We start from the raw sequence: 21,048 nt of genomic DNA, 5'->3' as shown, positions 1-21,048 counted from the left end.
GGAGAAGAGAGAAGGGAGAAAACCACAAGCACAAAAAAAGCGCCTTAGGCGCTTTCTTATATTTCACGGTGTTGCTTATCTCAATGTCGCTTGGGAGAGTTTTGCTCTCATTTCCATTTCACCAATATTGAACTGGCGAACATCAATGGTTGCAATATCATTGCACTCTTTACATGCATGATGACACTTACCATCTAGGTAGTCGTGTTTTTTAACTAGGCTTGGCTTTTTGCACCAATCACAAACGCCTTCTATTGTGAACATATTCTCTCCTCACCTGTTTAAGTCAGGTGTATTTTCGGCGCAAATTATGACACAAGTAAGACCCATTAGTTAATAGTTTGTTACCCGTTTTTGAGAGGGGGATCGATTGCAACACCAATAAAATCGATATCTTTGAGATATAGAAAAATGAAGATGTGTGTTTGTTTACGGTTTTGTAACATTTTGTAAAATGGTTTTTAGCGCATTGTTCAAACGTTTCATTTCTTCGTCACATCCGTGACCATCTGGATGGTAGATCTTTGATAGCTGTTTGTATCGGATCTTGATGCTTTTTTGGTCAGGGATTGAACTAGGCGTATAGCCAAATAGCGCGCAAGCCACCTGAAAATTACTTAGACCTTTGCTGTTTTTCTGCTTCTTCAATTCGTGGAACATAGTGTGCAGCTGACGTTTTTGCTGCTTAATCGTCAGGTCCTTCGAGGCAAGCTGCGCTTCAAGTGATTGTTGTTGCTGTCGTGAATCACCCGACTTTAGAGCTTGTCTTCTTCTTGAGATAACAAAAGTCGCAATAATGCTGATGATTGAAATCAGCACGGCCAACGCAGCACCAATCATATAGTCAGAGCTAGTTAGGTTAGAACTGGAGAGGTTAGAACGTGATGCTTGGTTAGATGGCATTTGGTTAGATTGAACGTGCTTAGATAACCCCTGACTGGTGTCTATTTCAGAGTCGATGCTGTCATCGAGCTGTTCTATTGAAGAGATCTGCTTGGCACGTTGTTGGTTGAATTGTGCTTCCAAAATGCGGTTGTAGCCGTCTTCTGCTTGTGGATTATCTTTTAAGGCTGCTTCATACCATAGCTGCGCTTTATCTAATGGTTGAAGGAGGTCTTGTTCTAGCGAGGATTCGTAGAGTTTTGCTACCTCGATAGGCGCGCGCTGGTTACCTTGCAACGCTGCTTTAATAAACCATTCCAAAGCAAGCTTGTTACTTTGTTCAACACCTGTTCCTGCTAAGTACCATTCCCCCAGTATAAATTGCGCGTTTGGGTTGCCATTTTCTGCTGACTGCGTGTACCAATACAATGCATCACTGGTGCTAACAGGAACGTCGACACCCGATTCATAAGCTTGAGCTAATTGGTATTGAGAAGTGGGATCTTGAGGTTGTGACTCTTGAGATTGTGGAGCTAATGAAAATTCATCACTGCTTGCAGCGTGCACGAAATGTGTGGTGGACAACGGTATCGTGGAAAAGATGAGGGCTAGAAATAGAGCTCTAAGAAGTGATGATGACAGAATGTTGGATAGGATCAGCAAAAGATAAGTCTCGTAAAAAAGCCCAGAATCGATATGTCAGTATGAATACGCTTTATGGTTGTTGGTTATTATTCTCACGTTAAATGAGTAACATAACTGATAAACAACTATATAGAGGTTAATTCAATAGATAAAGATGGACTGGGCTTTAATCGTGCTACTTAAGCGGCAAGATTTGAATTTCTACGCGACGGTTACAAGCACGACCTTGAGAGGTGTTGTTGTCACATAGAGGGTAACGCTCACCGTTACCACGAGCAATAGCACGACCTGCAGCAACGTCTTGAGAGATCAAGAATGCACGAACAGATTCAGCACGACGCTCAGAAAGGATTTGATTGGTTGATTCGCTGCCTGTGCTGTCAGTATGACCTTCAATCACTAGGCTAGTGTCTGGGTATTCAACGAGGATGCGAGCAACGCCGCGAAGGGTATTGTGAATGCTTGATTCCAAAGCGTAAGAGCCAGAATCAAAACCGATGCCGTTTTCTAGGCGAAGTAGAAGTTGGTTCTCACCGACACGTTCAACTTGAACGCCTGAATTCATTAGCTCTTCACGAAGGGCTGCTTCTTGTCGGTCAAAGTAGTAACCAATACCACCACCAACAGCCGCACCACCTGCTGCGCCGATAAGTGCACGTTTACCACGATCTTTAGAGTCACCAGTTGCAGCACCAGCAACGGCACCAGCGAGTGCACCAATTAGAGCGCCTTGAGTTGCAGAGTTAGTCTCAGATTCGCCAGTTGTCGCGTTTTGGCGTTGAGTTGCCTGACAACCCGTTAAAGCGATAGTAAGCGCTAGGGCTAGTGTGATTTTTTTCAACGTATTTTCTCCATCATGTACTTCTGTCAAACGAATGAATCCGAGTGACAAACATAGTCCTGTAAATCTTATTGATGGTTTTTATCAATACGTCGAAGTAATGTAAAGTGGCTCTATGATTTAGTTATCTTTTTAGCTGCCTGGGTACCGCCAACTGGTCGATTAACAGACAATTTACGACCTTTCTTCAAACCAACTTCATAATCGGCGGTGAGGTTTTTCATCGCTTCTCTCAGTTGCTGCTTGAACGTTTCACGGTCGATATTTTTGAATTCTTTATCAATGTAGTTATTGATCTTGTTGTTTGATTCGTCGTCTGGCGTAATGGTTGGCAGCTTTTCAAGTGCACCTTCAACCCAGCCTGAAACAAACGAGTTCACGCGGCGTGTCACTTCTAATGATCCTGTGCCAGAGCCAGCAAAGCTATTTCTGAATTGGCCGGTGTGCTCATTCAGTTCACGATAAATGATATCGAAAGCGAAGGCTGCGAAGATCGCGCGGTCGGCTTCACCAATGAACTCGACACGCTTGAGGCCTTTGTGATTCAGCAATACGGCTTCAACACCAAATTTGGTGTTGATACCGCGAATAACACGCAGCAGTGTAGAACTGATATTTGCAGGTAACAGGTGACTGGACTGAGTTTTCCCCATCTTGATAAATTCAATATCGTCTTTTTCGAGACCATATTTCAGCATCAAGTTATGCGCCATTTTTATCGCATTGGCCGCTTCATTGACGTTCGCAGAATTTCCAAGTTCAAGACACTTGGCAATTTTCTTTAGGGCTTTTTTCTTATCCATCGACAATTTAATCAGTACCGCAAATTTTTAAAAGTCCAACATTTTACATGTTTTCGCGGGTAACAGAAAGGCAAAACTGGTTTGATGAACAAGTGAGGCGGTGAACATTGGACTGCATGGGCCGACTTGGCGGCAAAAACAAAAACGCCATCAAGCGTATTGATGGCGTTAGTGACACGTTTTTTCAATGTGTCTAGAGCATTCGTAAACTAGATACCCAGTTCATCGAGTAGATCTGCTGCAGAATCATTGCCTGAGCTTTGAGCTGGCTTGTTCGCTTCTTGCATTTTTTTCTGAGTCGCCTCAAGAATGCTATCTGGACATTCGTCTTCTGCGATTTCAAATTCTTCCAATTGAATGAATTCGGTCTTATCCATCGCAAGCTCAAGGTAGAAAATGTTGTTATTAGCGGTAGAGAAGGTAACACGACGAGCTTGTGGACGATCGAGATTAGTATCAACAGAAAGGTTAACTTGCTTGTTCAGAGCCAGCATTTTCGGTTGGTTTTGTGTGATGTTGGTTTGCAGCTCTTTGCGGATTTTATTGGTGAAATCGCCAACCAATTGGTTCATCAGCTCACCTAATACATCGCCCACTTCGTCTGAAGTATGAAGCACAGCAAGCTCGTTTTCAGGCATGCCCATATTGCGCATGTAATTGGTGTAGATCTCTAGCGCTGCTTTGGACGTAAAATTGATAACAACAAGACCAGAAAAGCCGCCATCAAACAGAACGAAGCAACCAAAATCTGGCTTTAGGCTTGTCTTGTTGATCTTTTGAACCATGGCTGAATAGGACACCTGAGAAGCCGTCGCTGAAGTCAGTACGCTTGAGACTGATTGGCATAGTTTAAGAAGGATATCTTCAGTTGTGACTGTTTTGTTTTTTTTCATTGTGATGTGCTCGTGGAGATGTCTTAAACAAAATGTTATTCAGTATATTGCTACTGAATTAAGACGAAAGTGACTATTTCTCCATTCTTGCACTGAGATTCTGATTTGATCACCTTTTTATATGATCTTAATAGTAGTAAAGTGACGAAATTCAAAGAAAATTATTAAAAATCTCAGATAACCCAATGCTGATAGGATCAGCGAAGTAGGGGCAGGAAGCAAATGTTACCAAGACTTCAACTCAATGCTGATGTCGATCCAGTTGTCGTACGCTTTTTAGATGAACTAAAAACAGCGGGCTTTACTGGCGACATTGAATCTCAATATTCTAGCCGTTTGGCTGTGGCGACTGATAACAGTGTCTATCAGCAATTGCCGCAGGCGGTCATCCTTCCTAAAACAACGCAAGACGTTGTGCTTATCGGTAAAGTGGTTTCTAAATCCGCTTACGAACGCGTGACTTTTTCCCCTCGTGGCGGTGGTACCGGAACCAACGGACAATCTTTAACAAAAGGTGTCGTGGTTGACCTGTCGCGATACATGAATAAGGTTCTTGAGATTAACGAGAAAGAAGGCTGGGTAAGAGTTCAGTCTGGTGTCGTTAAAGATCAATTGAACGACGCTGTTCGCCCTTATGGTTACTTTTTCTCTCCAGACCTTTCTACCAGTAACCGAGCAACCTTGGGTGGCATGATCAATACCGATGCTTCGGGCCAAGGGTCATTGAAGTACGGCAAAACGTCGGACCATGTATTGTCGCTGCAAGCGGTGTTCGCAGATGGTTCATGTCTGGAATCTGATTTATCACACGGCTTACCTGTTGAGGGTGAGTTCGCTCACCATGCACTTGCGGTGACTGAAGCGGTTTGTCGAGACAAGCGCGCTCAAATCTTAGATAAATTCCCTCCGCTGAATCGCTTTTTAACAGGTTATGACCTAAAGAACGCAATCAACGAGCAAGATGACAGCTTTGACCTGACTCGCGTTCTATGTGGCGCTGAAGGCTCGTTAGCATTCATCACAGAAGCAAAGTTAAATCTAACCAAGATTCCAAAAGCGCGCACACTGGTTAACGTGAAATACAACACGTTTGATTCTGCGCTACGTAACGCGCCGTTCATGGTAGAAGCGAAAGCACTGTCTGTTGAAACGGTGGATTCAAGAGTATTGAACCTAGCGAAGCAAGACATTGTTTGGCACACCGTGAGCGACCTGCTGACTGACGTTCCAAACAAAGAGATGCTTGGCATCAACATGGTTGAGTTTGCAGGCCAAGATGAAGCGGAAGTTGAACAGCAAGTTCAAGCGCTGACTGCACGCCTTGAAACCATGGTTGAAAGCGAAGAAGCCGGCGTTATTGGTTTCCAAGTCTGTAGCGATTTGGCGAGCATTGGCCGAATCTACAACATGCGTAAGAAAGCAGTGGGTCTGCTAGGTGCGGCGAAAGGCCGAGCTAAGCCAGTCGCTTTTGCTGAAGATACTTGTGTACCACCAGAAAACCTCGCGGATTTCATCTCTGAATTTAGAGTGTTGCTCGATTCAAAAGAGTTGAACTACGGCATGTTTGGTCACGTGGATGCGGGCGTATTACACGTTCGTCCAGCATTGGATCTGTGTGACCCGATACAAGAAGCCTTGATGCATGAAGTCTCTGATGAAGTGGTTAAGCTGGTGGCAAAATACGGCGGCTTGATGTGGGGTGAACACGGTAAAGGCTTCCGTTCTGAGTATGGACCTGACTTCTTTGGTGAAGAGCTATTTACCGAATTAAGACGTGTTAAAGCAGCATTCGACCCGCACAACAAGATGAACCCTGGCAAGATCTGTACGCCTTTAGAAAGCGATGCTGAATTGGTGAAGGTTACTGATACTAAGCGTGGTTTCTACGACCGTCAGATCGACGTACAAGTTCGTGACAGCTTCAAGCAAGCGATGGAATGTAACGGTAACGGCTTGTGTTTCAACTACGATACTAGCTCGCCAATGTGTCCTTCAATGAAAGTTACGGCTGACCGCCGTCATTCACCAAAAGGCCGCGCGGGCTTGGTAAGAGAATGGTTGCGTCAACTGACTGAGCAAGGCGTTGATATTCTCGACCTTGAGCAAGAAGCGTTGAAAGACAACACACCCGTTAAGACTATGATTGAGCGTGTTCGTAACACGATGAACAAACGCCACGAGTACGATTTCTCGCATGAAGTTCATGAGGCGATGAACGGTTGTTTGGCGTGTAAAGCGTGTGCGAGTCAATGTCCGATTAAAGTCGATGTTCCAAGTTTCCGTTCTCGATTCTTAAATATCTACTACTCGCGTTACCAGCGCCCAGCAAAAGACTATTTAGTCGCCAACATTGAAACCATGCTGCCGCTGATGGCGAAAGCGCCAAAAGTAGTGAACGCTGCATTGGGTCAAAAGTGGATCCAAACGGCAACAGCTAAGACGGTCGGTTATGTTGATGCACCACTGATGTCGGTGCCTACGCTAAAAAATCGTCTAGCAAGTAAAGAGCTGCAGCTCTTCGACTTACAGTACTTAGAAGGCTTGTCTTCTGAACAGAAGAAACAGCATGTGCTGATCGTTCAAGACCCGTTTACCAGCTTCTATGATGCAGAGGTGATTGAAGACTTCGTCACTCTGGCTCAAAAGCTTGGCAAAACACCGGTACTGCTGCCGTTCAAACCGAATGGTAAAGCGCTACACATCAAGGGCTTCTTAAATCGATTTGCACGTGAGGCGAAATCGACTTCGGATTTCTTGTCGATGGTGGCGGATATCGGAATTCCTTTGGTCGGTGTTGATCCTGCTCTTGTGCTTTGTTACCGCGATGAATACGTCGAGATCTTAGGTGACAAGCGCGGCGACTTTGATGTGCTTACTGTGCATGAATGGTTAATGCCATCGTTAGGTGAGTTCGAAGCGCGCTCAGCAAGTGAAGAAATGTGGTACTTATTTGCTCACTGTACTGAGAAAACCAAAATGCCGAACGCTGAAAAAGAGTGGGGCACTATCTTCAAACACTTTGGTGCGGGGTTAACCAGCGTGCCTGTCGGCTGTTGTGGTATGGCGGGAACTTTCGGCCACGAAGTCGATAAGTTGCAAATGTCGAAAGACATATACGGTTTAAGTTGGAAGCCTCAAATGCAGGACTTACCAAAAGATCGTTGCTTGGTGACGGGCTATTCTTGCCGTAGCCAAGTGAAGCGTTTTGAAGGTGAGAAGCTTGCTCACCCATTACAGGCGCTAGCAAAAATTCTCTAATACATTTAGCCCAGCAATTGCTGGGCTTTTTTCTAAACTAACAAAGGAATGTTAATAAGGAAAAGTATGAAATTTCTAGAATTAAAAGTACCACCCGTTGCACTGTTCATTATTGTATTCGTAGCATCATACTTCTGCGCTCAGCAGTTGAGCCAAGGAGCACTGGCATTACCTTATGGAATGGTTGTGTTAGGTATCGGGGTCGCATTGAGTGGTGTGATTGGAATATCCGGCATATTGGAATTTCGAAAACAGAAAACCACCGTTAACCCGATCAAAGTCGAAACCGCTTCAGCCGTCGTGGACAGTGGGATCTTTGGTTACACGCGAAACCCAATGTATCTAGGGCTATTCATACTTCTGTTTTGCTTTGGTTACTTCTTCCAGAATATCTTCAGTGTACTACTCAGCTTTGGCTTCGTAATCTACATGAATTATTTCCAAATCAAACCCGAAGAGCGAGCTCTAGAACAATTATTTGGCGCGGAATATGTTGATTACAAACAAAAGGTTAGGCGCTGGATTTAGTGATGATTTGAGAGCAGGCTTAATGGCTTAGTAATCAAAATAAAAAGCCCAGCTTGAGATTATCAAGCTGGGCTTTATTGATCTTGTTCTAGGGCTTACTTACATCGAGTGGTGTAAATAATAATGCTGATTAAGCAGCGGCTGCGAACTGAGCTAGAAACATCTCTTTGCGCTCGTTGAAGCGGTTTACTAGGTCGTCGACAGAAGCTTGGTCGTATGGCTTAAGGCCACTTGCTACCATGCGCTTCACGCCTTTACCTACTACTTCGCCGTCTTCTTTGAAATCGAAGTTCAGGGTCACGATGCCACGTTTGCCTTCGACATCAAAAGTCGCGCCAGAGAATTCAACTTCTGGGTGAGACAGGTCTAGGCGAGTAAATTCAACTTCCATGCTCTCATAAATCACAAGAGGACGCTGGCAGTTGATCATCATTTGTTGTTCTTCCATAAGAGGAACCATGATGTGTGGGAAGTTCATGCCAGAGAACTTAACGTAGTTTGTTACTACGTGCTCGATGAATGCTTGGTCGTGGCTCTTTTCACCTTCACAAGACATGTGCAGGTACTCTTTGCCTTTCTCGTCAACCAGTGAGCTTTCTTTCTCACATTTGTTGTCAACGCTTAGCGCAATACCGTTACCAACCATACCTGAAAAATCAAAACGCATTTTTTGGCTGATGCCTTCTTTCTGCAGAAGAACTGCAAACAAAAGGTCGCCAGGCACGCAGAAGCGCTTGTTGTCTTCATCGTGAATTGGGTTGAAGTCAGCGGCTACTTTTTTAGCAAAGTGGCTAGCTTGTTCACGAGTGAATTGAAATTGATTGTCTTCAGTAGAAAAGTAAGGTGTCAGAAACATAGTATCGCTATTAGTCATCAAATCTGGGGTGGATTATAGCTAACTAACTTCGCTCTAATGGTCTATCCAGTTAACTTTGCTTATATATCAATCGATTAGATAAATACGTTGGATGGTATGTGACGATTTTAAGGGGAATATGGTCTTTGGCTCAATGCAACAAGGGCTAATTAATAGCCCTTGTTTATATAACACTCTAATGGGTGTTGTTCAGGTTGTTTCTGTCTTAAAAGCTACACAGAATACCTTCTGGCATTAGGTGATTGTGCACTGATAATTTGAGCAATAGGTTCGCTTGCTCGATATCTGGTGAGAAGTAACGGTCTTTGTCGTAGAAGCTCACTTTTTCACGCAGAATCTGTTTCGCTTCTTCTACTCGAGGTGAAGATAGGTTTGGCGCTCGGAAGTCCAAGCCTTGTGCTGCTGCTAAGTATTCAACGGCCAAGATGCCACGAGTGTTTTCTGCCATGTCACGCAGTCGACGACCCGCAAAGGTTGCCATAGATACATGATCTTCTTGGTTTGCCGATGTTGGAAGGCTGTCGACTGATGCTGGGTGTGCCAGTGTTTTGTTTTCGCTTGCTAAAGCAGCAGAGGTAACCTGAGCAATCATAAAGCCTGAGTTAACGCCGCCGTTATCGACCAAGAAAGGTGGCAGTTTGCTTAGCGCGCTATCAATCAGTAGTGCCATTCTTCGTTCAGAAAGGCTGCCAATTTCCGCAATCGCAAGTGCTAGGTTATCGGCTGCCATGGCCACAGGTTCTGCGTGGAAGTTACCACCTGAAATAATGTCGCCGTCTTCAGCAAATACCAGTGGGTTATCCGATACCGAGTTCGCTTCAACGTTTAACGTTTCTGCTGAATTACGAATTTGCTGTAAACAGGCACCCATCACTTGAGGCTGACAACGTAGCGAGTAAGGGTCTTGAACCTTTTCACAGCAAGTGTGTGATTCACCAATCTCACTCTTTTGATCAAGCATATGGCGATAAGCAAGCGCGGCATCCATTTGACCACGATGACCACGAACACGATGAATTCGAGGGTCAAACGGGCGACGACTACCCAGTGCGGCTTCTACAGACATTGCACCACACACAGTCGCAGAAGCGAACAAGTCTTCCGCTGCGAATAGACCTTCTAACGCAAACGCAGTCGATGCTTGTGTGCCGTTTAATAGCGCTAGGCCTTCTTTCGGCGCTAGCGTGATAGGCTCCAAGCCAGCGATCTGCATTGCTTCCAGACCCGTGATGATCTTGCCGTTGTGACGTGCTTGACCTTCACCTAGCAGTACGGTACTCATGTGGGCGAGGGGAGCAAGATCTCCTGAAGCACCCACAGATCCTTTTTGTGGTACACATGGGTAAACCTGTGCGTTTACAAGATCGATAAGAGCGTTGATGACCTTGAGTCGGATACCCGAGTAACCGCGAGACAAGCTGTTAATCTTCAATACCATCATCAAGCGTACGGTTTCATCAGACATAAATTTGCCAATGCCCGCTGCGTGAGAAAGTACGATACTTTTCTGTAGAACTTCGAGATCTTCAGGCGCAATTTTGGTATTTGCTAACAAGCCAAAACCCGTATTGATGCCATACACAGTACGATCTTCAGCAATCACCTGCTCGACAACCTGCATGCTCGCTTCAATATCAGGGATTGCAGCTGGATCCAGTGACAGGTTTACAGGGCTACGGCTGATTTTGCGCAGTTCAGATAGGCCTAGTAGTCCTGGCTTAAGTAATAAATTCAACATGTTCTCTCCAGACATTAAAGGCGACGAAGTTCTTCGTTTAGCATAGGTAAATCAAGTTTCTGCTCTTTAGCACACTGCTTAGCAATATCGTAACCCGCATCTGCATGACGCATAACGCCGGTTGCTGGGTCATTATGAAGTACGCGAGCAATACGCTGTGATGCATCTACACTACCGTCACAACAAATCACCATGCCTGAGTGTTGCGAGAAGCCCATACCAACGCCACCACCGTGGTGCAGAGAAACCCAAGTTGCGCCGCCAGCTGTGTTCAGAAGGGCATTCAATAGAGGCCAATCTGATACTGCATCTGATCCATCCATCATGCCTTCTGTTTCGCGGTTCGGGCTTGCTACTGAGCCTGAATCTAGGTGGTCACGACCGATAACAACCGGTGCTTTCAGTTCGCCATTTTTGACCATTTTATTGAATGCTTGGCCTAAACGTTCACGATCTTTCAATCCAACCCAACAGATACGCGCTGGCAGGCCTTGGAACTGAATACGTTCACGCGCCATATCTAGCCAGTTGTGTAGATGTGGGTTGTCTGGAATCAGTTCTTTTACTTTTTGGTCTGTTTTGTAGATGTCTTCTGGGTCACCAGATAGGGCAGCCCAGCGGAACGGTCCGACGCCCTCGCAGAATAAAGGACGAATATACGCAGGAACGAAGCCTGGGAAATCAAATGCGTTTTCTACGCCTTCTTCCAGAGCCATTTGGCGAATGTTATTACCGTAATCCACGGTTGCTGCGCCGCGGTATTGCAGGTCTAGCATGGCTTGTACTTGAATCGCCATCGATTGTTTCGCGGCTTTCACCACTTTTGCTTCATCAATGGTGCGCTCTTGTGCGGCTTTCTCCATCGTCCAACCTTGCGGCAAGTAGCCGTTTAGTGGATCGTGGGCAGATGTTTGGTCAGTTACCACGTCAGGCGTGATATTGCGTTCAACAAGCTCTGGGAATACGTCTGCGGCGTTACCTAATAAGCCAACAGAGATTGGCGTGTCTGACTCTTTAATCATTGCCATTGCTTCATCTAAGCTGGTGGCTTTTTTGTCTACATAGCCAGTACGCAAGCGGTAGTCGATTCGTGATTCATCACACTCCACGGCGATCATTGAGAAGCCAGCCATCGTTGCAGCAAGAGGTTGAGCGCCGCCCATTCCACCAAGACCGCCCGTTAGAACCCACTTGCCGTTTGCTTCACCTTGGAAGTGCTTCTTGGCAATCGCGACAAATGTTTCATAAGTACCTTGAACAATGCCTTGTGAGCCTATGTAGATCCAGCTACCTGCGGTCATTTGGCCGTACATCATCAAGCCTTCTTTATCGAGCTCGTTGAAGTGTTCCCAGTTCGCCCAGTGTGGAACAAGGTTCGAGTTAGCGATCAGTACGCGAGGTGCGTTTTTATGAGTAGGGAACACGCCCACAGGTTTACCGGATTGAACAAGTAACGTTTGGTCATCTTCTAAACGCTCTAATACTTCCACAATCTTGTCATAACATTTCCAATCACGCGCAGCGCGACCAATACCGCCATACACAACCAGTGCATGTGGGTGTTCTGCCACGTCAGGGTCTAGGTTATTCATCAGCATACGCAGTGGTGCTTCTGTTAACCAAGATTTAGCGCGCAAAGTGGTGCCATGAGGTGCGCGAATTTCGCGAGTCGTGTCGAGACGAGGGTCACTGTTGTGGTGTTCCGTCATTTTGGAATTCCTTCTGTTTCACGTTATATCGTTGTAGTTGTAGTTATCGGTATAGCTGGATTAGTCGCTGGCCATTGCACTGGCAATATCCCAACACAAACGAGCCGCCAATCGAGCCGTTTGGCCATCGACATCGTAGTCCGGGTTATATTCTGCAATGTCCGCGATAATGAGTTTTTCATTGTGTTGGAAAATCTGTTCTAAAAAAGGAGCAAGCGCTTCATAGCTCACGCCTCTTGCCGCTGGTGCACTTACTCCCGGCGCAGTAGCTGCGGGGAAAACATCAAGGTCGATAGTGAGATAGAGGTAATCACACTCAGCGATGAATTTTTGTAACTTGACCAGTTGAGCGACTTGATTCACTTGAGTCATGTTGCGGTCGTGTTCATACCACACGCCCAGTTGGTCAGCTTTGTTAAACAGCGCTTTGGTATTGCTGGCGGCACTCACACCAAGACAAGCGTAATGAAACGGCCACTGATGTGTGTGGCAGTAATCACTTATCTGGTTAAAAGGCGTGCCTGAGCTCGGTTTAACATCGGCGATTTCGCTTTCAAATTCACGAAGATCAAAGTGAGCATCAAAGTTAACGATGCCTATCTTAGGTTTGTGCTCTGGCTGATCTTTATCAAGGCGTTCAGTTTTATGTAAATGCTCAGCAAGTCCTTGGAACGACGCCCAAGCCACTTCGTGACCACCGCCAAGGGTAATCACTTTGTTAGTTGATAGAGCAGTGGCAATCACAGATGCACACTGTTTTTGGCTGGCTTCTAATTGACCATCATTGCATTCGATATCACCGAGATCGGCGATGCGTGCGTCACTGTGCCAAGCCATATTCGCCAGCGCTTGGCGAATCAAGTTAGGTGCTTGTTTCGCGCCTACGCGTCCTTTATTTCTTGCAACACCGGCATCGCTGGCAAAGCCAACCAAGGCGATAGCGCTGTCAGTCAGCTCGTCACTTAAGTCACTACTTTGTACTTGCTTGGTAATGTGATGAACGCGAGTACCGAGTGCGCCATCTTCAAGATCATTACGTCCGGTCCACACAAAGTTATGCACGGTTGTTGCGTTCTCTTGGATACCGTTGGATTTAGATTGAGTCATGACACACCTCGCCATTAACAATGCGTTTATGCAGATGAGGAACACCGACTTGATAGCTTAGATCAGCAGGGTGGTCGATGTTCCAGATAGCCAAATCTGCGGCATAACCGATTTCGACTTTGCCCTTGGTTTGTGACTCACCAATGGCAGCTGCGGCGTTACAAGTTACACCACGCAATGCTTCTTCAGGTGTCGTATCAAACAGGGTGCAGCTCATGTTCATCATCAGGGATAAATCAGCAAAGGGTGAGGTGCCGGGATTTAAGTCGGTCGCGATCGCCATTGGAATCTTGTGTTCACGAAGTAGGGCGATAGGCGGCTGTTGAGTCTCTTTCAAGAAGTAGAAAGCACCGGGTAATAAGGTTGCAATTGTGCCCGATTCCGCCAGTGCTTTTACTCCGGTTTCATCAAGGTATTCAACATGGTCGACAGAGAGTGCACCGTATTTAGCTGCGAGCGCACTGCCACCCATATTTGAAAGTTGTTCAGTGTGGCCTTTAATCGCTAGCCCATGTGCTTTGGCAACTGCAAATACACGTTCGGTTTGTTCTAGGTTGAAGCCGATAGATTCGCAGAACACGTCAACCGCATCGGCGAGCCCTTGCTCTGCAGCTTTAGGAATGATCTCTTGGCAAACTAGATCTATGTAACGATCTGGTTGTTCTTTGTATTCTGGCGGTACTGCGTGTGCTGAAAGGAGAGTGGTGGTGATCTTAATTCGGCGATGATTCTCTAACGCTTTAGCTGCGCGTAACATCTTGAGCTCATCTTCAAGAGTTAAACCATAGCCAGATTTTACTTCGATGCTGGTTACGCCACTTCTTAGTAGGCCATCGAGTCTAGGTAGTGCCATTTCAACCAACTCAGACTCTTTCGCTGCGCGGGTCGCGGTTACTGTCGCTAAAATACCACCGCCTTGCTTGGCGATGTCGGTGTAAGAGACACCATTCAAACGCTGTTCAAATTCGTTGGCGCGATTGCCTGCAAATACGAGGTGAGTGTGGCAATCAATCAGCCCAGGGGTGATGAGTTTGTTCTTGCAATCATAGGTGATGTAATCCGCAGAGTTACCAGTGCTCGGTTGTTCTATATCAGAAGCATGAGCCTTATGGTTTGAACAAGAGATAGACACGATCTTACCGTCTTCGATAACGATATCTTGAGGAGAAGAGGGCTGATAACCGTCGGCTCCCGAACTCATGGAGACCACTCGTGCGTTTTTGAGGATCAAATTCATAATCACCTAGATCTTTGCTAAACATTAAATGTATATACAAATAAATAGGCTAAACGCTGACCCGAATCAAGTTGATGTTGCAAAAATGTGATCGGCGATCAGGATGATGTTCTTTAATCTAGGAGTATCTTGGAGCTTAATTTGTACTTAGAGCCAGGATGGTAGAGCAATGCAAAGCTGATGAGGCGTTCTTTGCTCCATGTTCTTCTATTCAAAAGAAGGCAAGGCTCTGATTCAGATAGCTTTAGTGACGTTCTGATTTGAGAGTCTGGAATAATGGCTTCAACCGTGTGCTCGATAGCACTTAACGGGCAGCTTTTTGAAAGGTATTCATTAGGGGTGGAAGTTGAAAAATCTTGCTCTAGGTATTTTGGAGCGGCTTGAGAATTCACCCAGCGTGCTTCCAGTTGTATCGGTGCATTGTCCGCAAAATGGATGATTTCACTATAGAAGACTTCTGCGTTAATCATCACACCTAACCGTGTAGCCGTGCTTTCATCAGCCTTGATACTATCGTGCTTGATAACTTGGCTAGTATACGTTTGGCCGCGGTCTTTGATCTCTTGCGCGATGTTGTTGATATCAAGCAGCGGAGATTGCGCTTTTTCGTCGGGTTCACAAACAAAAGTGCCAAGCCTTGGCTTCCTAATGAGCTTACCTTCAGACACAAGATCTCGAATGGCTTTATTGACCGTCATTCTACTCACATTGAACTGCTCGGTGAGTTCAAGTTCGGTGGTGATTTGATATCCCACCGGCCAGTGACCATTGGTAATTTTGTCGTCTATGAACTGTTTTATCTGAAGGTAGAGCGGCGCTTTCGACATAATGAAACCTTATTTGACTATACAAATAGAGTAACGGATTTTTTAACGATTTCAACATTTCCTCGGGCAATGTGACCTTATTCAACATAGATGGGGAAAATTGCTTGATTCTGTGAGGCAAGTGTCGCAAATTGTCACGCAATAACTATTCGTAAATCAGATAATTAGAAAGGGAAATAATATGTTTAAGAAATTAAAGGCCTCGTTGGGCATCGGTGCAGCAAAAGTTGATACTGTCTTAGATAATATTGAAGTTTTCCAAGGTGGAGAGTTGTCTGGCAATGTTCACATTGTTGGTGGCGACGTTGAGCAACAAATCGACCTGATTAACTTGGTTCTCAACACAGAAGTAAAAGTCGAAACGGAAGACAGCACCAGCTACGAAACTTTTTCACTGGGTCGTATTCAAGCCGTAGAGCCTTTCGTGATCCAACCGGGTGAAACCAAATTGGTGCCATTTCGTCTTAAGTTAAATGATGAAACGCCAGTCACCATGTTGAACGCACAAATGAATCAATGCCATGTGTGGGTTGAAACCAACCTAGATATCGGCTTCGCGATTGATCCTAAAGACCGTGACTTTATCTCCGTTCATCCACTGCCAACAGTCGCCAAAATTATCCAAGGTGTGGAAGCATCGGGCATGGCAATGGTGAAAGCAGACGTAGAGAAGGGCTTCTTAAAAGGCAACAGCTTTGCTTCTCGCTCTGGCTGTTACCAAGAGATTGAATTTCGCAGCGGCGGCTTTATGAATAACAAAGAGATCGAGCTGTCATTCATCGTAGATGGTTCTATGGTTCACTGCCTAGCAGAAATCGACCGCTCAATGAGCTTCCGTGGCGACCAATACATCTCATTCAGCTTACCTGCTAACGCTGCCGACTCAGACATTCGCAACGCTGTATCAAGAATCATGAGTGCGTAGTTATCTATCTGTTAGTAGTCGCTCTGTCTATTAATAGAGACAATACGATTTCTAAAGCCGAACTTAACCGTTCGGCTTTTTTGATTCTACTATCTGTCCCGTCTTGAAATTGGTTTACCACTGGTGCCGATAGGCCAATTGGAAGGCAACATCGGTGGAATTATCCATGTTGAAGATGTTCTCGATTATGGATATCTCAACTGCCGAGCGTTGCATCACATAGCGATAGCCAAACATCATTTCATTCGCGGCTTCTGAAAACTCAGTGTCACCATCTTCTGCGCCTTCATACCAACGGTATTCAAGGTGCAATTCATGGTTTTCAAATAGCGTGAGTTGATAACCGCCCATCCATGACCATGTCGTCTTCTTATGCGAAAAGCTATTCTCTGCTTCTCTACTGGACTGATTCGCTAACCCTAAGCTTGTATAGAAGGTATTGATGTCAAGTTGGTATGCATAGTTGAGTTGAGCGCTTTGTTCGGTGCTGTTTCCCTTAAATGCACCGTGGCTGACGTTGTTGTGATAAAGGGAGACGCCAAAAGATAAGCCGTGGTTTTCTATATCTATGATTTGATATTGGGTGTAGAGCGTGAAAGCGCTAGTCAATGTGTTGCCGGAGAAGTCTCGATTATTGACGCCATGGTCTGGTGCATAGATGTCGAACTGGTGTCTGTCTTTCTGGTCTCGACCTGCTTGGTCGATGCCAAATAGGTCGTGAAAGTTAATAGTGATTTTGTCGAGATGATTATTGGCGGCGTATAACCAGCGGTAATTGAGCTCAACTTGCCATGCTTTGGTCAATTGCCATCGTAGGCCTGTTTGAAGTTGGTTTTGATAATAGTCTAAATGATAGTCGTGGGAGTGAGCCCAGATACTCGCGGCAGTTAAGGCTGTAAATACTTCAACTTTATTCTCTTCAAGAGGAAAGCCTGAACGGAGCGACGGGGTGAGACGAACCGACTGAAGTGGTGCTTGGGTATAACTGATGAAGGGGCCGTAATCTTTGTTGGCCCATGCGTTTGGCGCAGAAAACATGGCGGCTATTATTAGCGGTAAAGGTCGTATGAGCGATATACAAGTAGCCCGTTTCTCCATATGCACCTCATCTGCATGCCGTTGCTTCTATATAGCTTAGTTCTAAATAACTCGTTTGTAAGAGGTAAGTTGTATGAGTTAACTCGGAACAGGTAGGGTGCAGTTGTTTAGTCGGTGTAGCTTGGTAATCAAGAGGATTAGAAGAGTAGGTAAGTCACCACAGCATGGTTAACCTTACCAAACGAAGCCGTTGGATAGCTTGCGGCTTCGCTCTGTCATTGTCATTTCATATAATTTCGTTACAATGTTCGGCTACTCACAAGTGGGGCATCTGTATTTGCTTCTATGTGGGTATATTTATTATGCATATATCCCCAATCAGCGTACCCGTTGATTGAAAGACATATATTAAACATTTTCATGTGTTGCTTGGTGTGCAACACCACTGTAAAGGACAAATAATGCCAATTATTACTCTTCCTGACGGTAGTCAGCGTCAATTTGACAACCCTGTATCAACTCTAGATGTTGCCCTATCAATCGGTCCTGGTCTTGCGAAAGCAACTATTGCTGGTCGTGTAGACGGCGAGCGTGTTGATGCTTGTGATCTTATCGAAAACGATGCAAGCCTAGAAATCATCACAGCTAAAGATGAGGTTGATGGCCTTGAGATCGTTCGTCACTCTTGTGCTCACCTTTTAGGCCACGCGGTTAAGCAGCTTTTTCCAGAAGCGAAAATGGCGATCGGTCCTACTATCGATAACGGTTTCTACTACGATATCGACCTTGAGCATTCTCTAACGCAAGAAGATCTAGAAAAGATCGAAAAGCGCATGAAAGAGCTAGCGAAGACCAAGTACCAGGTTGTTAAGAAGAAAGTTAGCTGGCAGGAAGCGCGCGACGCATTCGAAGCTCGCGGCGAGACTTACAAGATTGAAATCTTGGACGAGAACGTTTCTAAAGACGATCGTCCAGGCCTGTACCATCACGAAGAATACATCGATATGTGTCGTGGTCCACACGTGCCTAACATGAGCTTCTGTCAGCACTTCACTCTACTTAACGTAGCGGGTGCTTACTGGCGTGGTAACAGTGACAACAAGATGCTTCAACGTATCTACGGTACTGCATTCCACGACAAGAAGGCGCTTAAAGCTCACCTTGTGCGTCTAGAAGAAGCGGCTAAACGTGACCACCGTAAAATCGGTAAAGCGCTTGATCTATTCCACATGCAGCAAGAAGCACCAGGCATGGTGTTCTGGCATCACAACGGTTGGACTATCTTCCGTGAGCTAGAAGTATTTATTCGTCAAAAACTGACTGAGTACGATTACCAAGAAGTTAAAGGCCCATTAATGATGGACCGTGTTCTTTGGGAACGCTCTGGTCACTGGGATAAGTACGCTGAAGCGATGTTCACTACTTCTTCAGAGAACCGTGAATACGCTATTAAGCCAATGAACTGTCCTGGTCACGTTCAAATCTTCAACCAAGGTTTGAAATCTTACCGTGATTTACCGCTACGTATGGCTGAGTTCGGCTCATGTCACCGTAACGAGCCGTCTGGCGCACTTCACGGCATTATGCGTGTTCGTGGCTTCACTCAAGATGATGCTCACGTATTCTGTACTGAAGACCAAGTTCAACAAGAAGTTAAAGCTTGTATTGAAATGGTTTACGATACTTACACAACTTTCGGCTTCGAAAGCATTGTTGTTAAGCTATCTACTCGTCCAGAACAGCGTGTAGGTTCAGACGAAATGTGGGACCGTGCAGAGGCTGACCTTAAGCAAGCGCTAGAGGCAATGGACATTGCATACGAGATTCAAGAAGGCGAGGGTGCGTTCTACGGACCTAAGATTGAATTTACTTTGCATGATTGTTTGGACCGCGCTTGGCAATGTGGTACAGTGCAGCTCGATTTTGCATTACCAGAACGTTTAGGTGCTACTTACGTAGGTGAAGATAACGAGCGTCACACGCCAGTTATGATCCACCGCGCGATTTTAGGTTCACTAGAACGCTTCATCGGTATTCTTATTGAAGAATACGCTGGCTTCTTCCCAACGTGGTTGGCGCCAGAACAAGCAGTTGTCATGGGCATTACAGACAAACAGTCTGAATATGTACAAGAAATTACGAAAAAACTGCAAAAAAGTGGATTTAGAGTCAAAGCAGACTTGAGAAATGAGAAGATTGGCTTTAAAATCCGCGAACATACTTTGAAACGTGTACCGTTCATGCTTGTGTGTGGTGACCAAGAAATGGAAGCCGGCGAAATTGCAGTACGTACACGTAAAGGTAAGGACCTTGGCAAATTTAAAGTGGATGACTTTATTTCATACATCCAAGCCGAGGTTTCAAGCCGTAAGCTCAATCTGGAGGAATAGCTATTAAAGGCGGAAGACGTGGCCAACAACCGGCCAAACAAAACCAGCACCGTTTAAACGGTGACATTCGTGGCGTTCGTGAAGTGCGTCTAACTGGCGCAGACGGCGAAGCTGTTGGTGTAGTATCAATCGCTGAAGCGATGGAAGCTGCAAATGAAGCTGGTATGGATCTTGTAGAGATCAGCCCTAACGCCGAGCCGCCAGTTTGTCGTGTGATGGACTACGGTAAGTTCCTCTTCGAGAAGAGCAAAGCTGCGAAAGAGCAGAAAAAGAAGCAAAAGCAGGTTCAGATCAAGGAAATTAAATTCCGACCTGGAACTGATATTGGAGACTATCAGGTAAAACTACGCAACCTGACTGGTTTCCTAGAAGACGGCAACAAAGTGAAGGTAACAATTCGCTTCCGTGGCCGCGAAATGGCTCACCAAGAAATCGGTGTTGACGTTCTTAATCGTTTGAAAGCGGATACTGAAGAATTTGCAGTAGTCGAATCTTTCCCAACGAGAATTGAAGGTCGCCAGATGATCATGGTGTTGGCCCCTAAAAAGAAGTAATTAACGGCTTTGCAAGTAATTGAACCCTGCAGCCTCAGGTTGCGGGGTTTTATTCGCCCTAATTACTATGTTATTAACAACTCAACAATGCGGAGTTATTCATCATGCCTAAGATGAAAACCAACAAAGGTGCTGCTAAGCGTTTCCAGAAAACTGCTGGTGGTATTAAGTTTAAGCACGCTGGTAAACGTCACATCCTGACTAAGCGTACTACTAAGAACAAGCGTCAGCTACGTCCGAACTCGATCCTTCCTAAATGTGAAGTTGCTCAAGTTCTACGTATGATGCCATACGCTTAATTCTTTTTAGTTTATAAATTCGTTTAGTTTAGGAGAAGCATAATGCCTCGCGTAAAACGTGGTGTACAAGCTCGTGCACGTCATAAGAAAGTTCTAAAACAAGCTAAAGGTTACTACGGAGCACGTTCACGTGTTTACCGCGTAGCTTTCCAAGCAGTTACCAAAGCTGGTCAATACGCTTACCGTGACCGTCGCAACAAGAAACGTCAATTCCGTCAACTTTGGATTGCACGTATCAACGCGGCATCTCGTCAAAATGGTCTATCTTACAGCCGTTTCATCAATGGCCTTAAGAAAGCATCTATCGAGATCGACCGTAAGATTCTTGCTGACATCGCAGTATTCGACAAAGCAGCATTTGCTGTTCTAGTTGAAAAAGCGAAAGCATCTCTATAATTTAGAGTTAGCTTAAAGGTTTAAGAAAAGGAGAACTTCGGTTCTCCTTTTTTATTGCCTGTAATTTGGCTTGGCCATAATCTCGCATCTCGCATCTCGCA

At 45.4% G+C, this 21,048-nt stretch carries 19 protein-coding genes; 7 read left to right on the top strand and 12 right to left on the bottom strand.

The window, feature by feature from the left end; genetic code table 11:
- Positions 1-75: 75 nt before the first annotated feature.
- The 5 genes from AB4484_RS10345 to AB4484_RS10325 form a co-directional block, all read right to left on the bottom strand.
- Entirely contained in the window at positions 76-264 is a 189-nt protein-coding gene (locus tag AB4484_RS10345; protein WP_004733419.1) for a hypothetical protein, read from the bottom strand.
- Positions 265-429: 165 nt separating this feature from the next.
- Positions 430-1,467: a hypothetical protein gene (locus tag AB4484_RS10340; protein WP_372077924.1), complete on the bottom strand. Its 1,038-nt coding sequence runs from the start codon at positions 1,465-1,467 to the stop codon at positions 430-432.
- Positions 1,468-1,702: 235 nt separating this feature from the next.
- On the bottom strand, positions 1,703-2,368 hold the full coding sequence (locus AB4484_RS10335) for an OmpA family protein (protein ID WP_048607125.1): 666 nt from the start codon (positions 2,366-2,368) through the stop codon (positions 1,703-1,705).
- 113 nt (positions 2,369-2,481) lie between these two features.
- On the bottom strand, positions 2,482-3,171 hold the full coding sequence (locus tag AB4484_RS10330; protein ID WP_017059769.1) for a DUF2786 domain-containing protein: 690 nt from the start codon (positions 3,169-3,171) through the stop codon (positions 2,482-2,484).
- A gap of 209 nt (positions 3,172-3,380) precedes the next feature.
- Entirely contained in the window at positions 3,381-4,064 is a 684-nt protein-coding gene (locus AB4484_RS10325) for a DUF3334 family protein (RefSeq protein WP_017059770.1), read from the bottom strand.
- A gap of 222 nt (positions 4,065-4,286) precedes the next feature.
- On the opposite strand from AB4484_RS10325, the gene AB4484_RS10320 reads away from it, so the two are divergent.
- Both AB4484_RS10320 and AB4484_RS10315 read left to right on the top strand, forming a co-directional pair.
- Complete coding sequence (locus AB4484_RS10320; RefSeq protein ID WP_372077921.1) at positions 4,287-7,322, top strand: FAD-binding and (Fe-S)-binding domain-containing protein; 3,036 nt, start codon at positions 4,287-4,289, stop codon at positions 7,320-7,322.
- A gap of 66 nt (positions 7,323-7,388) precedes the next feature.
- Positions 7,389-7,850, top strand: a complete 462-nt coding sequence (locus AB4484_RS10315) for an isoprenylcysteine carboxylmethyltransferase family protein (protein WP_048615113.1) — start codon at positions 7,389-7,391, stop codon at positions 7,848-7,850.
- 130 nt (positions 7,851-7,980) lie between these two features.
- Here the strand turns inward: AB4484_RS10315 and AB4484_RS10310 are convergent, their stop codons facing one another.
- The 6 genes from AB4484_RS10310 to hutC all read right to left on the bottom strand — a co-directional run bounded on the left by AB4484_RS10310 (position 7,981) and on the right by hutC (position 15,345).
- A complete protein-coding gene (locus AB4484_RS10310; protein ID WP_010438254.1) occupies positions 7,981-8,706 on the bottom strand; it encodes a DUF3581 domain-containing protein in 726 nt (241 codons plus the stop codon).
- A 226-nt stretch (positions 8,707-8,932) separates the two neighbouring features.
- Positions 8,933-10,465, bottom strand: coding sequence for a histidine ammonia-lyase (hutH, locus tag AB4484_RS10305; protein ID WP_048607477.1), 1,533 nt, complete (start codon positions 10,463-10,465; stop codon positions 8,933-8,935).
- A gap of 14 nt (positions 10,466-10,479) precedes the next feature.
- Positions 10,480-12,174: a urocanate hydratase gene (hutU, locus tag AB4484_RS10300; protein ID WP_372077917.1), complete on the bottom strand. Its 1,695-nt coding sequence runs from the start codon at positions 12,172-12,174 to the stop codon at positions 10,480-10,482.
- A 60-nt stretch (positions 12,175-12,234) separates the two neighbouring features.
- Positions 12,235-13,281 (bottom strand): formimidoylglutamase, encoded by a 1,047-nt coding sequence (gene hutG, locus AB4484_RS10295; protein ID WP_372077915.1) that lies wholly within the window; start codon positions 13,279-13,281, stop codon positions 12,235-12,237.
- Positions 13,268-14,518: an imidazolonepropionase gene (gene hutI, locus AB4484_RS10290; RefSeq protein WP_372077912.1), complete on the bottom strand. Its 1,251-nt coding sequence runs from the start codon at positions 14,516-14,518 to the stop codon at positions 13,268-13,270. The genes hutG and hutI overlap by 14 nt, the downstream gene beginning before the upstream one ends.
- A gap of 113 nt (positions 14,519-14,631) precedes the next feature.
- Positions 14,632-15,345, bottom strand: coding sequence for a histidine utilization repressor (gene hutC, locus AB4484_RS10285; protein ID WP_048617925.1), 714 nt, complete (start codon positions 15,343-15,345; stop codon positions 14,632-14,634).
- A gap of 181 nt (positions 15,346-15,526) precedes the next feature.
- Between hutC and AB4484_RS10280 the strand changes: the two genes are divergently transcribed.
- Positions 15,527-16,270 carry a sporulation protein gene (locus AB4484_RS10280; protein ID WP_248369254.1) on the top strand — a complete coding sequence of 248 codons (744 nt, stop codon included), beginning with the start codon at positions 15,527-15,529 and terminating at the stop codon, positions 16,268-16,270.
- A 114-nt stretch (positions 16,271-16,384) separates the two neighbouring features.
- Here AB4484_RS10280 and AB4484_RS10275 read toward each other — a convergent pair whose 3' ends face one another.
- Entirely contained in the window at positions 16,385-17,368 is a 984-nt protein-coding gene (locus AB4484_RS10275) for a DUF3187 family protein (protein WP_372077908.1), read from the bottom strand.
- 401 nt (positions 17,369-17,769) lie between these two features.
- Here AB4484_RS10275 and thrS point away from each other — a divergent pair, with 401 nt between their 5' ends.
- The 4 genes from thrS to rplT all read left to right on the top strand — a co-directional run bounded on the left by thrS (position 17,770) and on the right by rplT (position 20,947).
- Positions 17,770-19,698, top strand: coding sequence for a threonine--tRNA ligase (gene thrS, locus AB4484_RS10270; RefSeq protein ID WP_016768282.1), 1,929 nt, complete (start codon positions 17,770-17,772; stop codon positions 19,696-19,698).
- Positions 19,699-19,700: 2 nt separating this feature from the next.
- Positions 19,701-20,252, top strand: coding sequence for a translation initiation factor IF-3 (infC, locus tag AB4484_RS10265; protein ID WP_076654893.1), 552 nt, complete (start codon positions 19,701-19,703; stop codon positions 20,250-20,252).
- A 104-nt stretch (positions 20,253-20,356) separates the two neighbouring features.
- Positions 20,357-20,551 carry a 50S ribosomal protein L35 gene (rpmI, locus tag AB4484_RS10260; protein ID WP_004738430.1) on the top strand — a complete coding sequence of 65 codons (195 nt, stop codon included), beginning with the start codon at positions 20,357-20,359 and terminating at the stop codon, positions 20,549-20,551.
- A 42-nt stretch (positions 20,552-20,593) separates the two neighbouring features.
- Entirely contained in the window at positions 20,594-20,947 is a 354-nt protein-coding gene (gene rplT, locus AB4484_RS10255) for a 50S ribosomal protein L20 (protein ID WP_004733517.1), read from the top strand.
- The last annotated feature ends 101 nt before the right edge of the window (positions 20,948-21,048 follow it).

The organism is Vibrio sp. 10N.261.46.A3, from assembly GCF_041472995.1.
GTDB lineage: Bacteria > Pseudomonadota > Gammaproteobacteria > Enterobacterales > Vibrionaceae > Vibrio > Vibrio coralliirubri.
The sequence above is the reverse complement of the archived record's forward strand: the minus strand, read 5'-3'. Positions and strand labels throughout refer to the sequence as shown.

What these genes read in the sequence shown, in the direction of transcription:
- AB4484_RS10275 (WP_372077908.1), bottom strand. Translation starts at nt 17,368, where the DNA reads ATGGAGAAACGGGCTACTTGTATATCGCTCATACGACCTTTACCGCTA.
- hutU (WP_372077917.1), bottom strand. Translation starts at nt 12,174, where the DNA reads ATGACGGAACACCACAACAGTGACCCTCGTCTCGACACGACTCGCGAA.
- thrS (WP_016768282.1), top strand. Translation starts at nt 17,770, where the DNA reads ATGCCAATTATTACTCTTCCTGACGGTAGTCAGCGTCAATTTGACAAC.
- AB4484_RS10315 (WP_048615113.1), top strand. Translation starts at nt 7,389, where the DNA reads ATGAAATTTCTAGAATTAAAAGTACCACCCGTTGCACTGTTCATTATT.
- AB4484_RS10330 (WP_017059769.1), bottom strand. Translation starts at nt 3,171, where the DNA reads ATGGATAAGAAAAAAGCCCTAAAGAAAATTGCCAAGTGTCTTGAACTT.
- AB4484_RS10320 (WP_372077921.1), top strand. Translation starts at nt 4,287, where the DNA reads ATGTTACCAAGACTTCAACTCAATGCTGATGTCGATCCAGTTGTCGTA.
- hutG (WP_372077915.1), bottom strand. Translation starts at nt 13,281, where the DNA reads ATGACTCAATCTAAATCCAACGGTATCCAAGAGAACGCAACAACCGTG.
- hutC (WP_048617925.1), bottom strand. Translation starts at nt 15,345, where the DNA reads ATGTCGAAAGCGCCGCTCTACCTTCAGATAAAACAGTTCATAGACGAC.
- hutI (WP_372077912.1), bottom strand. Translation starts at nt 14,518, where the DNA reads ATGAATTTGATCCTCAAAAACGCACGAGTGGTCTCCATGAGTTCGGGA.
- hutH (WP_048607477.1), bottom strand. Translation starts at nt 10,465, where the DNA reads ATGTTGAATTTATTACTTAAGCCAGGACTACTAGGCCTATCTGAACTG.
- AB4484_RS10325 (WP_017059770.1), bottom strand. Translation starts at nt 4,064, where the DNA reads ATGAAAAAAAACAAAACAGTCACAACTGAAGATATCCTTCTTAAACTA.
- rplT (WP_004733517.1), top strand. Translation starts at nt 20,594, where the DNA reads ATGCCTCGCGTAAAACGTGGTGTACAAGCTCGTGCACGTCATAAGAAA.
- AB4484_RS10310 (WP_010438254.1), bottom strand. Translation starts at nt 8,706, where the DNA reads ATGTTTCTGACACCTTACTTTTCTACTGAAGACAATCAATTTCAATTC.
- AB4484_RS10345 (WP_004733419.1), bottom strand. Translation starts at nt 264, where the DNA reads ATGTTCACAATAGAAGGCGTTTGTGATTGGTGCAAAAAGCCAAGCCTA.
- AB4484_RS10280 (WP_248369254.1), top strand. Translation starts at nt 15,527, where the DNA reads ATGTTTAAGAAATTAAAGGCCTCGTTGGGCATCGGTGCAGCAAAAGTT.
- rpmI (WP_004738430.1), top strand. Translation starts at nt 20,357, where the DNA reads ATGCCTAAGATGAAAACCAACAAAGGTGCTGCTAAGCGTTTCCAGAAA.